Consider the following 14,533-nt stretch of genomic DNA (forward strand, 5'->3'; position numbering starts at 1 on the left):
CGTGGACGGGCCGGCCCGGCCGACAGGCGGGCCGGCCCGTTGTGCGAGGGGCAACTGTGCGCCGTGTGGCGGGCGTTGCTGTCGCGGGTACCCGGATGGCCAGGCAGCTTCCGGATCGTGGGCACTAAGTTTCGGGATACCGAAAAGCTTTCAACAAACTGTTGACGCACTGTTGTCCGAGGACTTAGCTATTCCCAGCCCGAACAGCACCACGGCACGGAGGTCCCGTGACTTCGCGTTCGACTCCAGGTCTGTCCTGGTTCAACTCCGCCGGGGACGACGCGGCCCGCGCCGCGCTCCACGAGATGTGTGCGGCGACGGCCTGGGGGAGCGCACTGCTCGCCCGGCGTCCCTACCCCGATGCGGCGCGTCTCTTCGCCGTCAGTGACGAGGCCACCGCCGCGCTCACCGACGACGGCCTGGACGAGGCGATGGCCGGACACCCGCCCATCGGCCGGCCCAGGCCCGGGGACCCCACCTCGGCGCGTGAACAGCGCGGTATGGCGGACGCCGACGAGGCGCTCAAGGCGGAGATGCTCGAACTCAACCTGGCCTACCAGGAGAAGTTCGGACACGTCTTCCTCATCTGTGCCACCGGCCGCAGCGCCGAGGACATGCGTGACGCCGTTCGCAGCCGGCTGGAGAACGACCGGCAGCGGGAGCGGGAGATCGTGCGGCAGGAGCTGGCCAAGATCAACCGCATCCGGCTGGGCCGCTTCGTCGAGCAGGAGCCGGCGGGGGAGACGGCCGGGGCGGACGCACCACAGAAGGGAGCCCCCACACCATGAGCGGCAGCAACGAGACCTCGGTGTCCACGCACATCCTGGACACCAGCCGCGGCCGGCCGGCCGCTTCGGTCCCCGTACGGCTCGCCGTCCGGTCGGGGGCGCCGCAGGGTGCTGACCGGGACTGGACCGAGCACGCCACGTCGCACACCGACGCCGACGGGCGCTGCAAGGGTCTTCCGGCCCTGCCGGAAGGCACCACCCACGTGCGGCTCGTCTACGAGACCGAGCCGTATTTCGTGGAGCACCACGCGAACAAGCACAGCGCGAATGAGCGCATCCAGCGCGAAGCCGCGGAACAGCAGGACGCCCCCCGCGTAAGGGACAGCGTGCCGGGCAGCTTCTTCCCCGAGGTCACCGTCGTGTTCGCGGTGCAGCCGGGGGAGCACTACCACGTGCCGCTGCTGCTCAACCCGTTCGGCTACTCCGTGTACCGAGGGAGCTGACACTCATGCCCACGATTCTCGGCCAGAACCAGTACGGCAAGGCGGAGAACCGCGTCGTCAAGATCACGCGGGACGGCGACACCCACCACATCAAGGACCTCAACGTCTCGGTCGCGCTCAGCGGCGAGTTGGACGAGGTGCACTACTCCGGTTCGAACGCCAACGTGCTGCCGACCGACACCACCAAGAACACCGTGTTCGCCTTCGCCAAGGAGCACGGCATCGAGTCCGCCGAGGCGTTCGGCATCCTGCTGGCCCGGCACTTCGTGGACAGCTGCGCGCCGATCCACCGCGCCCGCATCCGCATCGAGGAGTACTCCTGGGAGCGGATCGCGACCTCGGACGCCAACTCGCAGTTCATCGGCGCCGACGAGGTCCAGCACTCCTTCGTCCGCAAGGGCCAGGAGATACGCACGGCGCAGATCACCTACGACGGCGAGGGCATCCAGGTGCTCTCCGGTCTCAAGGGCCTCACCGTGCTGAACTCCACCAACTCGGAGTTCTGGGGCTACATCAAGGACCGCTACACCACGCTCCCGGAGGACTACGACCGCATCCTGGCCACCGAGGTGGCCTCCGTGTGGCGGCACAACGTCACCGGGGCCGAGGGCGAGCGCATGCCCAACTGGGAGAAGTCCTACGCCCAGGCGAAGAAGAACATGCTGCACGCGTTCGCGGAGACGTACTCGCTCTCGTTGCAGCAGACGCTGTACCAGATGGGCGTGCGGGTCATCAACGCACGGCCCGAGATCGACGAGATCCGCTTCTCCATGCCCAACAAGCACCACTTCAAGGTGGATCTCGCACCGTTCGGCATGAAGAACGAGGCGGCCGACGGCGCGGTCTACTACGCGGCCGACCGGCCCTACGGACTGATCGAGGCGACGGTCCTGCGCGACGGAGCCGAGGCGCTGATCCCCGTCGACATGACCAACCTCTGACACTCCACTGATCCCCTGCCGCCGCCCCTTCCCCTTGGGGGGAGAGAGGGGGCGGGGCAGGGGCCCCACGAACCAGCGAGGACCCCCCAATGGCGGACACCGGAAACCCAGCGGACACCGGAGCACAGTCGCGCATCGTCATCGAGAACTGCGCCGTCGCGACCGTCGACGCCGACGACACCGAGTACGCCTCGGGCCACATCGTCGTCAACGGCAACCGCATCGAGGCGGTCGGGCCCGGCCGGGCCCCGGAGGGGCTGACCGGCGTCACCCGCCGCATCGACGGGACGGGGCACCTGGTCACCCCGGGCCTGGTCAACACCCATCATCACTTCTACCAGTGGCTCACCCGAGGGCTCGCGCAGGATTCCCACCTGTTCGACTGGCTCGTCGCCCTCTATCCGATCTGGGCCCGTATCGACGAGGAGATGGTCCACGCCGCGGCCCGCGGCTCCCTGGCCATGATGGTGCGCGGCGGCGTCACCACCGCCATGGACCACCACTACGTCTTCCCGCGCGGAAGCGGCGATCTGCTCGGCGCCGAGATCCGTGCCGCCGCCGAGCTGGGCGTCCGGTTCACGGCGACGCGCGGCTCGATGGACCGCGGCGAGTCGGACGGCGGACTGCCGCCGGACTTCGCCGTGGAGAGCACCGAGGACGCGCTCGCCGCCACCGAGCAGGCGATCAACACCCACCACGACTCCTCGTTCGGTTCGATGCTGCACATCGCGGCGGCGCCCTGCTCCCCGTTCTCCGTCTCCACCGAACTGATGCGCCAGGCGGCCGAGTTGGCCCGCCGCAAGGGCGTACGGCTGCACACGCACGGCTCGGAGACGGCGGAGGAGGAGAAGTTCTGCCACGAGCTGTTCGGCATGGGGCCCACCGACTACTTCGAGTCCACCGGCTGGCTCGGTGAGGACGTGTGGATGGCCCACTGCGTCCATATGACGGACAAGGACATCGAGGCGTTCGGCCGTACGAAGACCGGTGTCGCGCACTGCCCCTCGTCCAACGCCCGTGTCGCCGCGGGCATAGCCCGGGTGCCGGACATGCTCGCGGCCGGTGTCCCGGTCGGCCTCGGCGTGGACGGCACCGCCTCCAACGAGTCCGGCGAGCTGCACACGGAGTTGCGCAACGCGCTGCTGGTCAACCGGCTCGGCCCGCACAAGGAACGCGCGCTGACCGTGCGTCAGGCACTGCGGCTGGGCACGCACGGCGGTGCCCGGGTGCTCGGTCGGCACCGGGAGACCGGCTCGCTGGAGGCGGGCAAGCTGGCCGACCTCGTCCTGTGGAAGCTGGACGGCCTGGCGCACTCCTCCATCGCCGACCCGGTCGCGGCGCTCGTCCTCGGAGCGCCCGCACCGGTCACCGCGTCCTTCGTCAACGGTGTGCAGGTCGTCGAGGACGGCCGGCTGCTGCGCGCCGACGAGGACGAGATCGCACGCGGCGCGCGTGACGAGGCGAGGCGCCTCGCACGCATCAGCGCCGACGCCGGCTGAGGCCGGCCCCCGGACACCGGCCGGGAGGGACGGCTCCCGGCCGGTTCAGCACCACTGTCATCACTTCGGTTTCCCTTCTGCTCTCCCGGCAGGGCCGACACCGCGGACCCGGGTTCCTGGGGTCCTCTTCGACCGGCCCGCGGAATCGGTCACCGGCCAGGAGAAGGTTATGTCATGCACCGGACATCCGTCACCGGGTGTCCGGTCATCGGCATATGGGCGCGACGGCACACCCGCACATCTCCCGACGCAGCACCCCCCACCGCACCACCTCCCTGAAAGCGCGTGCCTTCCCGGCACTGACATCGACAGGAGGACCCAGTGGCCAAGACGCCCAGGTTCACCGCGCACCAGACGACGGCGGAAGACGACGGGAACGACGCCCAGCCGCCCCCGCAGGGCGGACAGAAGCACCCGGTCGACCAGGGCATGCCGCCCCTGAAGCTGTTCACCACCGGTGTGCAGCACGTGGCCGCCATGTACGCGGGCGTCGTCGCGCCGCCGCTCGTCATCGGCGCCGCCGTCGGTCTGTCCGTCACCGAGATGACGTTCCTGACCGGCGCCAGCCTGTTCCTGGCCGGCGTCGCCACCCTCTTCCAGACGCTCGGCTTCTGGAAGATCGGCGCCCGGCTGCCGTTCGTCAACGGCGTCACCTTCGCCTCCGTCGCCCCCATGCTGGCGATCAACAAGTCCACCGGGCCCGACGACGCGCTCCCGGTGATCTTCGGCGCCACCCTGGTCGTCGCCGCCGTCGGCTTCCTCGTCGCGCCGTTCTTCAGCAAGCTGGTGCGGTTCTTCCCGCCCGTCGTCACGGGCAGCGTCATCACCCTGATCGGCATCTCGATGATGCCCGTCACCTTCAACTGGGCGCAGGGCGGCGACGAGAAGAGCCCGGACTACGGCGACCTGAAGAACATCGCCATGGCCGGCGTCACGCTGCTGCTCGTGCTGGTGCTGCGCCGGTTCGCGACCGGTTTCCTCAAGCAGATCGCGGTGCTGGTCGGCCTCGTCGCCGGCACGCTCATCGCGATACCCGTCGGCATCACCGACTTCACCGCGCTGAAGGAGGCCGACATCGCCGGCTTCCCCACGCCCTTCCACTTCGGCGCACCGCAGTTCCAGATCGCCGCCATCGTCTCGATGCTCATCGTGATGCTGGTGACGATGACCGAGTCGACGGCCGACATGCTCGCGCTCGGCGAGATCGTCGACCGGCCCGCGGGCGAGAAGACCATCGCCGGCGGTCTGCGCGCCGACATGCTCGGCTCCTTCCTCAGCCCCTTCTTCAACGGCTTCCTGTGCAGCGCCTTCGCACAGAACATCGGACTCGTCGCGATGACACGGATCCGCAGCCGGTTCGTCGTCGCCACGGCCGGCGGCATCCTCGTCGTGATGGGCCTGTGTCCGATGGCGGCCGCGCTCATCGCCTGTGTGCCGCAGCCGGTGCTCGGCGGCGCGGGCGTCGTCCTGTTCGGCTCGGTGGCCGCCAGCGGCATCCAGACGCTGATGAAGGCCGGGCTGAGCAACGACAACAACGTGCTGATCGTGGGCACTTCGCTCGCCGTCGGCGTCATACCGATCGCCGCGCCGGAGTTCTACCACGCCTTCCCGGAGAGCATGAAGGTCGTCCTGGACTCCGGGATCTCCACCGGCTGCGTCACCGCCGTCGTCCTCAACCTGGTGTTCAACCACCTCGGCAAGCGGCACCGTGAGGACGAGGTCGTCACCCATCCGATGGAGCCCGGCGAGGGCATCCCGCACCAGCCGGACGCACCCGATCCGGACGACCAGCAGGGCCTCCAGGGCCGGCAGGCGCACAGCCCCGCCTGACGGCGCACGGCCGGAGGGCCCGGGGAGCGCTCAGCTCTCCAGGCCCTCCACCGCGTTCCAGAACCGGTCCAGCACGTCGTCCAGGAACGCCCGCGCCGCCTCGCGCGACGAGGCCGAGGCGGGCCGGCCCCAGCCGAGGGAGGCGGCCGTCGTCGAGGTGTACTCGGCGTGCAGCCGGCGCAGCCCGTCCTCCAGGTAGGCGCGCGGCAGGGGCACCAGCCCGCTCACCGGCTCCACATACGCCTGCCAGCGGGAGGTCACCGCGCGGCGCAGCAGCTCCGCCAGCTCGGCCGAGCGGCCGGTGAAGGCGATCAGCGCCGGCACCGGGAGCCGCAGCACCCGGCCCAGCGCGTCGGCCTGGCGGGCGTCGCCCACCCACCGGCCCTCCTCCTCGGCGAGCGCGTAGGCGGCCTCGTCCATGCCGATGCCCAGCGCGAGGTCCGCGCGGGAGAGCCCCTGCGCCAGCCGGAACCCGCGCAGCGTGCCCGGGGTGTCCATCAGCTCCGGGACCGCACACCACAGGGCGCCCGCCAGCGCGGTCAACTCCCTGTCGTCGGGGGCCTGTTCGCCCCGCTCCCAGGCGGTCACCGTCTCCGCGGCGACGGTCAGGCCGAACGCCGCGCGCATGCCGTGGGCGACATCGCCGGGTGCCATGCCCAGTGCCTCGCGCAGCCTGCGGGCCGCCGCGCCGTCGAACGAACTCGTGTGCCGCCCCCGTGACGTGCCGTCATACATCGGCACACCGTACGGAGCGGCCCGTTGCCCCGCCCAGCGTCTGTTCGACCGAACCTCGGGCTCGTAGAAAGCTCCAGGCGGGGCCGGGTGCGCGTGGTCGTCAGGCGCGGCAGCGCAGCATCTCCAGCGGGGGGTTGGCGAGGGCGTCCGCCCAGAAGCCGGCGCCGAACCTGTCCACGCCGGCGTCGGTCACCTCCAGCGGCACCCAGGTCACCTCGGTGAACCCGGCCGCCCGCAGGCACTGTTCGTAGACCTCGCGGCGCGGGCAGATGCTGTGGATGGTGATCGGCGGGTCGAGCAGCGCCGTGAGCCGGACGCGGGGCCCCGCGTCGGTCTCCTCACCGGTCAGTCCGGTACGGAAGCCGTACTTGTCCAGGGGCGGCCCGTCGAAGCGGTAGTCGGGCCTCTGGTTGAGCAGGAAGAAGCCGCCGCCGGGCGCCAGGTTCCGGTGCACGGCGCGGCACATCCGCTCCAGCGAGGCGGTGTCCTCGGCGTAGTTGAGCAGATGGACCGCGGTGGCCAGGTCGAAGCGCCGCTCGGCGGGCGGCAGTTCGGCGACGTCGCCCACCGCGTAGCGCACCCCCAGCGGCTCGCGCCGCTCGCGCTCGCGTGCCACGGCGACCATCTCCGGCGAGATGTCGACGCCGAGCACCTCGGCGGCGCCGCGCCGCTTGAACTCCCGGCTGTAGAAGCCGGTTCCGGAGGCCAGGTCCAGCACCGCTCGGCCGCGTACGTCCCCGACCATCGCCAGGAAGCCGGGCACCTCCGCGTACCGGGTCAGCGGCAGGGACTTGAAGCCCTCGAACGCCTCGCCGATCCCGTCGTACTGCTGCACACCCACCGTGTCGTCCTCCCGAGCCGCGACGTCCTCGGCGGGCAGTCTTCCGCACCCGGCCCCGCGCGGCGTACTGGCAGAACGCACGAAGATCCGGGCCCCGCCCGCGCGCCGGGGGCGGGCGGGGCGCCGGCGGGGGTCAGGCGGTGCGGGAGTCGAACCGGGGCTCGGTGGCGAGCAGTTCGCTCAGGTCGGCGCCCGGGGTGTGCTCGACGGGTTCGGCGCCGGCGCGGAAGAGCCGGGCGCCGGAGGGGACGCCGTCCAGGGTGAGGGTGTCGCCGTCGCGGCGCAGCCAGGTGCCCTCGCGCAGACCGAGCACGGGCACGTCGTTCTCCTCCAGGAACTGCTCCAGGCGCTCCTCGCGGGTCTCGCCCATGTGGGCGCTGTCGGGGGAGGGGTCGAGGTAGTGCGGGTTGATCTGGAACGGCACCAGGCCCAGCGAGGCGAACGAGGCCGGCTGCACGATGGGCATGTCGTTGGTGGTGCGCAGCGTCGGGCAGGCCATGTTGGTGCCGGCGCTGGAGCCCATGTACGGCACTCCCGCGCGCACCCGCGCGGCGACGGCCTCGACCAGGCCGCGCTCCTGGAGGGACTTCAGCAGCCGGAAGCTGTTGCCGCCGCCGATGAAGACGGCCTGCGCCGCCTCGACGAGGGTGCGCGGGTCGTCGGCGGTGTGGGCGCCGCGCACCCGGATGCCCAGCTCGTCCATGAAGGCGGCGACCTTGGCGGTGTAACCGTCGTGGTCGGCGAGGGCGTACGGCACGAACAGCAGCTCGTCCACGCCCGTGAGGTGCGCGGCGATGGCGTCCCGCGCGTGGTCGAGGTAAGTGCGGCCGGGGGCCGAGGAGTTGGAGAGCAGCAGCAGTTTCATGGCGTGGCTCGCGGGTGTGTTGGCGGGTGTGTTCACGGGTGTTCAGCCTTTCTGACGCGAGGTGCGGCCGGCCTGGCCGGCGCGGGGGACGCGGCGCGGGGTGAGCAGTTCGCCGAGGCCCGCGGCGGCGGCCCGCAGCGGTACCAGCAGCTCGTCCTGCCGCCCGTCCAGCTGGTCGTGGGGTCCGACGAGGGTGAGCGAGCCGATGGGCTGGGAGCGCACCACCACCGGTACGGCGAGTCCGGCCGTCGCCGGGTCGTACTCGCCCTCCGAGTAGACGTGGCCCTCGGTCGGCACCCGGGACATCAGCTCCTCCAGCTCGTCCGGGTCGGTGACCGTCAGCTCGCTGAAGCGGGCCATCGGCCGGCCGTACAGCGCGGCGGCGCGCGCCCCGGGGGTGAGCATGCCGAAGTAGGCCCGGGAGGTGGCGCCCGCGTGCCCGGGGTACAGCTCGTCGGCGAGCCGGTAGGCGCGCAGCGGCCCGGTCGAGCCGTCCGCCGACTCGACGCACCGCAGATGCGCTCCGTCCGGCACGGCGAACAGGGCCGTCACCCCGCTCTCCGCGGCCAGTTCGCGCAGCGTGGGCCGCACGAGGCCGGCCATGCCGCCGTGCCGTTCCCAGGCGGTGGCCATGTGCCAGACGGCGGGCCCCAGCCGGTAGCGGCGGGTGACGGCGTCGGAGACCAGGAAGCCGCGGTGGGCGAGGGAGGCCAGCAGCCGCTGGGCGACGGACTTGTCCCAGCCGAACTCGGCCGCGAGGTCGGTCACCCCCCACTCCTCCCGGTCGTGGGAGAAGGCCAGCAGCACCTGGAGGACCCGGTCGGCGGTCTGGAGCGGAGCTCCTCGATCGGTAGTCACACGAGTACTCTATCTGTAGTCGAATCGCCGTCCCGAATATAGAGAAAAGGTTGCTCTCTCCAGAACCCGGAGAGAACCTGTGCCAATCCGCACCACGTACCACGCGCACAGGGAGTCGCCGTGCTCAAGCACGTACTCGACGTCATCGAACTCCTCGACCGCCCGCAGGCCGACGGTCACACGCTCGCCGCGCACCTGCGCGCGGTACTCGACCGGGCCGTGCAGGAGGCCGGCGACGCCGCCGGACGGCCGGAGCAGGTCGACATCACCGTCGAGCGGGTCGAGGGCGCCAAGGGCGGCACCGACTTCGTGAAGGTCGTCGTCCCCGGCAGCCACGGCGCCCGCGCCGGCGGCGAGGCACCGACGCTGGGCGTCCTCGGCCGCCTCGGCGGGGTCGGCGCCCGCCCCGAGCGCACCGGCATCGTCTCCGACGCCGACGGCGCCGTCGCCGCCCTCTCCGCCGCCGCCAAGCTGCTCGACATGTACGGCCGCGGCGACATCCTGCGCGGCGACGTCATCCTCAGCACCCACGTCTGCCCCGACGCGCCGACCCGGCCGCACGACCCGGTGCCGTTCATGGACTCGCCCGTCTCGATCCTCGACTGCAACCGCGCGGAGATCGACGAGGCCATGGACGCGGTGGTCTCCATCGACACCACCAAGGGCAACCGGCTGCTCAACCACCGCGGCATCGCCCTGTCGCCCACCGTCAAGCAGGGCTGGATCCTGCGGGTCAGCGACGATCTGCTCGGCGTGCTGGAGACCGTCACCGGCGAGTCCGCGCATGTGCTGCCCATCACCACGCAGGACATCACGCCCTACGGCAACGGCGTCCACCACATCAACTCGATCATGCAGCCGTGCGTGGCCACCGACGCCCCGGTCGTCGGTCTCGCGCTCACCGCGCAGAGCGCCGTCGCCGGCTGTGCCACCGGCGCGAGCCACGAGACGGACATCGCCGCGGCGGGTCGCTTCGCGATCGAGACCGCGAAGGAGTACGGACGGGGAGTCGTCGCCTTCCACGACGCCGACGAGTTCGCCCGGCTCGTCGACCTGTACGGCCCCATGACCCGCCTCCAGTCCACCGAAGGCGCGACCGAGGACTGAGCACCACCCCCGGCCCGGGCCTCCGTCGCGCGCACGGAGGCCCGGGCCGGGGCCGCTCCCGCACCAGACCCCACGGAGCCCCCATGAACCGGACCCCGGCCCCCGCCCCGCCGGAAGCCGCCGAACCGCAGGCGCACCCCAGAGCCCTGGAGCCGGTCACGCTCGTCGTGACGATCCTGCTCTCCGTGCTCGGCGCCGTCATCGGCCTCGTGCTCATCACGACGCTGGGCATCGCGCCGAACACCTCGGTGATCGGCGCGCTGATCGCGATGCTCATCGGGCGCATCTCCTTCGCCGCCCTCTCCCGGATGCGCAACCCGCACCGGCAGAACCTCGTACAGTCCGCGATCTCGGGCTCCACCTTCGCCGCGGCGAACTCCCTCGTCACGCCCATCGCGGTGCCCTTCCTGCTGGGCAAGCCGGGGCTCGTGTGGCCCATGCTGGGCGGCGCCGTCATCGGCCTGGCCGTCGACAGCTGGGTGCTCTACCGCGTCTTCGACTCCCGGCTGCTGCCCGCCTCCGCCGCCTGGCCCGCCGGGATCGCCGCCGCCGAGACGATCAAGGCCGGGGACGAGGGCGGCCGCAAGGCCAAGCTGCTCGGGCTCAGCGCCGTCATCGGCTTCGTCGGCTCCCTGTTCAAGCTGCCCATGAGCGCCGCCGGCGTCGCCTTCCTCGGCAACATCTGGGCCCTGCTGATGTTCGGCATCGGGCTGCTCGTCGCCCAGTACGCCCCCTCGCTGCTGCACACGGACCTGTCGGCCGACTACGTGCCGCACGGCGTCATGATCGGCGCCGGGCTCGTCGCGCTCGTCCAGGCGGTGCTGCTGATGCGCGACCGCCGGGGCAGGAAGCAGCAGGCCGACGAGCCGACGGCCCCCGCCGCCGGGCCCGCCGACCCCGCCGACGACCGGTTCCGGCCCGAGATGCGCACGGTCGACGCCACCCGGCTGCGCCGCGGGCTGCTGGAGGGCCTCGCGCTCTTCCTCGTCGGTGCGCTGCTGGTCGCGTTCGCCGGGGGCGTCGCCGCCGACATGGGCGGCCTCGGCCTCGTCGGCTGGGTCGCGCTCGCCGGGGTCGCCGCGCTGGTGCACCAGCTGATCGTCGGCCTCGCCGCCATGCACTCCGGCTGGTTCCCCGCCTTCGCCGTCACCCTGATCTTCCTGATCGTGGGGCTCGTGCTGGGCATCCCGATGGTGCCGCTGGCGCTGCTCGTCGGCTACGCCGCCTCCACCGGGCCCGCGTTCGCCGACGTCGGCTTCGACTTCAAGGCCGGCTGGCTGCTGCGCAAGGGCGCCGTGCCCTGGCACCCCTACGAGATGGCCGGCCGCCGGCAGCAGTACATCGCCCAGCTCGTCGGCTTCGCCGTGGCCATCGTCGTCGTGATGATCGCCTGGAAGCCGTTCTTCTCCGAGGGACGGGTCCCGCCGGTCGCCCAGGTCTACGTCGACACCATCAAGGCCGGGCTCACCGACACCCACGCGCTGGCCATGATGGGCCTGTGGGCCATCCCCGGCGCGCTCATCCAGGTGCTGGGCGGCTCGTCCCGGCAGATGGGCGTGCTGCTGGCCACCGGTCTGCTCGTGGCCACCCCGCAGGCCGGCTGGCTCGTCCTCGCGGCGCTCGCGATCCGCGTCGCCTACTCCCGGTACCGCTCCCGCGCCGCGGCCCGCACCCCGGCGGACGGCGCCACCCCGCCCGAGGAGGTGGAGGCGCCCGGCGCGGCGGCGGACAACGATCTCGCGCTCGTCGGCGCCGGACTCGTCGCGGGCAGTTCCCTGAACGACGTGAGCCAGATCTACAAGGCCGTCTAGTTCCCCGAGTCCCCCGAAGGAGAGCGACATGAGTGAGGGCCCCGCCCTCGGCCTGGTGACCATAGGCCAGGCGCCGCGCACCGACCTGACCGACGACGCGGCCCCGCTGCTCGGCGGGGTACGGCCGGTCGAGCACGGCGCCCTCGACGACGACGTGTTCGACGGCCCGGAGGGCGAGCGGACCCGGGCCGCGGTGGCGCCCGCGCCCGACGAGGCGCCGCTCGTCTCCCGGCTGCGCGACGGCTCCTCGGTCGTCCTCGGCCACGACGCGCTCGCCCCGCGGCTGCGGGACGCCGTCGCCCGCTGCGAGGCCGACGGTGCGGGCGCCACCCTCCTGCTGTGCACCGGCAACTTCCCCGCGGTCGACTCGGCCCGGCCGCTGCTGTACGCCGAACCCCTCGTCCAGCAGGGCGTGCGCGGGCTGACCGGCACCGACCCGGTGGGCATCGTCTGCCCGCTGCCCGACCAGCGCGCCGATGTGACCGCGCGCTGGGCACGGCTGCTGCCCGGCCCCGTCGAGGCCGAAGCGGCGAACCCGTACGCGGCCGACGCGCACGAGCAGGTCGCCGCCGCGGCCGGGAAGCTCGCCCGGGGCGGCTCCCGCTGGCTGGTGCTCGACTGCATCGGCTACAGCGAGTCCATGCGCACGGCGGCCTCCGCCGCCGGCCGCCCGGTGCTGCTGGCCCGGGCGCTCGCGGTCCGGCTGGCCACCGAGGCGGCGGTCGCGCTCCCGCGCACGGCCGCCTGACGCCCGCCGCGGCGGGCCCGTCGCCCCGGGCCCGCCGCCGCACACCGGACCCCGCCGTCCGGGACGCCCGCCCCCTCCGGCACCATGAGCCGTCCTGGCCCCGGACGGGAGGTACGGCACCGTGACGCACCCCGACGCCGACGAGAAGATCCCGCGCCTGCTGTGTGTGCACGCGCACCCGGACGACGAGGCGCTGTGGACCGGCGGACTGCTGGCCAAGTACGCCGACGCCGGTGCCCGTACCGCCGTCGTGACCTGCACCTGGGCCGAAGGCACCGTGCGCGCGCGGGAGTTGGCCAGGTCGCTGGAGATCCTCGGCGTGCCGGAACCGCCCCGGCTGCTGGGCCACGCCGACCGGCCGGGCGCCTCGGCCCCCGGCAGGCCCCGGTTCACCGACGTCCCGCTGGACGAGGCCGTCGGCGAAGTCGTCGCGCACATCCGGGACTTCCGGCCGCACGCCGTGGTCACCTACGACGCCTTCGGCGGCTACGGCCACCCCGACCACATCCGCGCCCACCAGGTCGCCACCCTCGCCGCCGAGGCCGCCGGGCACGATCAGCTCCACCCGGACGCCGGCCCGGCCTGGCGCCCCGCCGCGCTGCACTACGCCACCCTGCCGCGCCCCTTCGTCCGCGAGATCTGGCGCGAGGTGTTCGGCGCCGAGGCACCCGGGGACGGCGGGGACGGCGGGGACGGCGAGAAGGGCGGGGACGGCGGCGGGCCGTTGCCCGGTGTTCCGCCGGAGTGGATCGACGAGGAGCGCGGGGCGATCGACATCGCGCCGTGGGGCGAGCGCAAGTGGCAGGCGCTCCACGCCCACAGGTCGGAGGTCGAACGGGGCGGCGGCGTCACGCTGCTGGCCGCTCTGCCGGAGCCGCAGCGGCGGCGGCTGCTGACCACCGAGTGGTACCTCAGCCGTCCGCTGCTGCCGTCGGCACCGCCCCTGGACCCGGCCCGGCTGCCGGACGCCGCGCCCCGAGCCGCCCGCCCGCGCCGGTGACCCGGGCCCGGGCGAGGGGCGTTCAGTCCCGGCCGGTGACGGTCACATTGCCGCCGCCGGTCTGCGCCGTGACCCGGTGCGGGGCCTCGCGGTCCGTCGGCACGGACACATCGCGGGTGCCGCCGTCGGTGCGGGCGTCGACGGCGTACGTGCCCCGCGGGAGGCGCACGGTCACATTGCCGCCGCCGGAGGCCAGCCGCGCCCGGTCGGGAGCGGCGGCGAAGGTGCCGCGCAGGTTCCCGCCGCCCGACTCGGCGTCCACGTCGCGGGAGCGTACGTCGGTGAGGCGGACGTTGCCGCCGTCGGTGCGGGCGTGCAGCCGGCCCGAGGTGGTGCGCGCGACGACGTCGCCGCCCTCGGTGCGCGCGTCCACGGAGCCGGACAGGTCGCGGACCGTGACGTCGCCCCCGCCGGTGCGCAGCCGCGCGGTGAGCGCGGCCGGCACCGTCACCGTGTAGTGGACCGTGCACTTGTCGCCGTTGCCCCCGCAGTCGTCGGAGGTGAGCCGCAACACGCCGTCCTTCACCTGGTGTTCGGTGTGCGGCTTGGTCTTCTCGTACTCCATGTCCTCGGCGACGCCGACCGTCCTGCGGTCGGGCTCGGCCGCCTTGACGGTGATGTCCCCGGCGTAGGACCGCACGTCCAGCGTCCGGATCCGCTGGTCGTCGTTCCCGACGTTGTAGGACCGCGAAGCGGACTTGACGTCGGTGAACAGGGAGTCGGCCGAGCAGCCGGCGCCGAGAGCGACGACCGCCGCGGTGACGGCGGCGGCCGTGGCGGTGGAACGCATCGTGCGACGCCGGGAGGCGCGTGGAGTGAGCATGCCCTTCATCGTGCCGGATCGCGGGCGCGCGCGGATCGCCTCCCAGGAGGAGCGGCCCCGGTCCCGACCCTGAGAACCGGGCGGGCACCGCGGCACGGTACCGGCCCGCGCCTCGGGAGGAACCCGTAGGGGAAGCCACCGGCGCCCGGGCGCCTCCCGCGTCCGTACGCCGCGCCGACGCCCCGGCCCGGGCCCGGACACGGAAAGGCCCCCGCCACCCGCACCGTTGCGGTGCGGGTGGCGG

The 14,533-nt window shown here is 72.9% G+C and carries 14 protein-coding genes; 9 read left to right on the plus strand and 5 right to left on the minus strand.

Annotation, left to right across the window (positions count from 1 at the left end):
• Positions 1-227 precede the first annotated feature (227 nt).
• The 5 genes from uraD to SCA03_RS33315 all read left to right on the plus strand — a co-directional run bounded on the left by uraD (position 228) and on the right by SCA03_RS33315 (position 5,501).
• Entirely contained in the window at positions 228-788 is a 561-nt protein-coding gene (gene uraD, locus SCA03_RS33295) for a 2-oxo-4-hydroxy-4-carboxy-5-ureidoimidazoline decarboxylase (protein WP_051856867.1), read from the plus strand.
• A complete protein-coding gene (gene uraH / locus SCA03_RS33300) occupies positions 785-1,231 on the plus strand; it encodes a hydroxyisourate hydrolase (RefSeq protein WP_086815201.1) in 447 nt (148 codons plus the stop codon). The genes uraD and uraH overlap by 4 nt, the downstream gene beginning before the upstream one ends.
• A gap of 5 nt (positions 1,232-1,236) precedes the next feature.
• The gene (pucL, locus tag SCA03_RS33305; RefSeq protein WP_030886012.1) at positions 1,237-2,172 is read left to right on the plus strand and encodes a factor-independent urate hydroxylase; all 936 of its coding nucleotides are present in this window, start codon (positions 1,237-1,239) and stop codon (positions 2,170-2,172) included.
• Between the two features lie 89 nt (positions 2,173-2,261).
• Positions 2,262-3,671, plus strand: a complete 1,410-nt coding sequence (locus SCA03_RS33310) for an 8-oxoguanine deaminase (RefSeq protein WP_086815200.1) — start codon at positions 2,262-2,264, stop codon at positions 3,669-3,671.
• A 321-nt stretch (positions 3,672-3,992) separates the two neighbouring features.
• Positions 3,993-5,501 (plus strand): nucleobase:cation symporter-2 family protein, encoded by a 1,509-nt coding sequence (locus tag SCA03_RS33315; RefSeq protein WP_051846882.1) that lies wholly within the window; start codon positions 3,993-3,995, stop codon positions 5,499-5,501.
• 30 nt (positions 5,502-5,531) lie between these two features.
• On the opposite strand, the gene SCA03_RS33320 is transcribed toward SCA03_RS33315, so the two are convergent.
• From SCA03_RS33320 to SCA03_RS33335, 4 genes are all read right to left on the minus strand, one after another.
• Positions 5,532-6,236 carry a helix-turn-helix domain-containing protein gene (locus SCA03_RS33320; RefSeq protein ID WP_086815199.1) on the minus strand — a complete coding sequence of 235 codons (705 nt, stop codon included), beginning with the start codon at positions 6,234-6,236 and terminating at the stop codon, positions 5,532-5,534.
• A 100-nt stretch (positions 6,237-6,336) separates the two neighbouring features.
• Positions 6,337-7,077: a class I SAM-dependent methyltransferase gene (locus tag SCA03_RS33325; RefSeq protein WP_141275841.1), complete on the minus strand. Its 741-nt coding sequence runs from the start codon at positions 7,075-7,077 to the stop codon at positions 6,337-6,339.
• A gap of 133 nt (positions 7,078-7,210) precedes the next feature.
• Entirely contained in the window at positions 7,211-7,942 is a 732-nt protein-coding gene (gene pepE, locus SCA03_RS33330) for a dipeptidase PepE (RefSeq protein ID WP_030885997.1), read from the minus strand.
• A gap of 42 nt (positions 7,943-7,984) precedes the next feature.
• Positions 7,985-8,800: an IclR family transcriptional regulator gene (locus SCA03_RS33335; protein ID WP_030893955.1), complete on the minus strand. Its 816-nt coding sequence runs from the start codon at positions 8,798-8,800 to the stop codon at positions 7,985-7,987.
• A gap of 120 nt (positions 8,801-8,920) precedes the next feature.
• On the opposite strand from SCA03_RS33335, the gene SCA03_RS33340 reads away from it, so the two are divergent.
• The 4 genes from SCA03_RS33340 (at position 8,921) to SCA03_RS33355 (ending at position 13,466) form a co-directional block, all read left to right on the plus strand.
• On the plus strand, positions 8,921-9,907 hold the full coding sequence (locus SCA03_RS33340; RefSeq protein WP_030885991.1) for a DUF1177 domain-containing protein: 987 nt from the start codon (positions 8,921-8,923) through the stop codon (positions 9,905-9,907).
• 83 nt (positions 9,908-9,990) lie between these two features.
• Positions 9,991-11,718, plus strand: a complete 1,728-nt coding sequence (locus SCA03_RS33345; RefSeq protein ID WP_086814389.1) for an OPT/YSL family transporter — start codon at positions 9,991-9,993, stop codon at positions 11,716-11,718.
• A gap of 28 nt (positions 11,719-11,746) precedes the next feature.
• Positions 11,747-12,466 carry an AroM family protein gene (locus tag SCA03_RS33350; protein WP_037852256.1) on the plus strand — a complete coding sequence of 240 codons (720 nt, stop codon included), beginning with the start codon at positions 11,747-11,749 and terminating at the stop codon, positions 12,464-12,466.
• A 121-nt stretch (positions 12,467-12,587) separates the two neighbouring features.
• Positions 12,588-13,466 carry a PIG-L family deacetylase gene (locus SCA03_RS33355; protein WP_230989085.1) on the plus strand — a complete coding sequence of 293 codons (879 nt, stop codon included), beginning with the start codon at positions 12,588-12,590 and terminating at the stop codon, positions 13,464-13,466.
• Between the two features lie 22 nt (positions 13,467-13,488).
• Here SCA03_RS33355 and SCA03_RS33360 read toward each other — a convergent pair whose 3' ends face one another.
• On the minus strand, positions 13,489-14,289 hold the full coding sequence (locus tag SCA03_RS33360) for a DUF4097 family beta strand repeat-containing protein (protein ID WP_141275842.1): 801 nt from the start codon (positions 14,287-14,289) through the stop codon (positions 13,489-13,491).
• Positions 14,290-14,533 lie beyond the last annotated feature (244 nt).

The sequence above is a fragment of the Streptomyces cacaoi genome (assembly GCF_006539165.1).
Taxonomy (GTDB): domain Bacteria; phylum Actinomycetota; class Actinomycetes; order Streptomycetales; family Streptomycetaceae; genus Streptomyces; species Streptomyces cacaoi.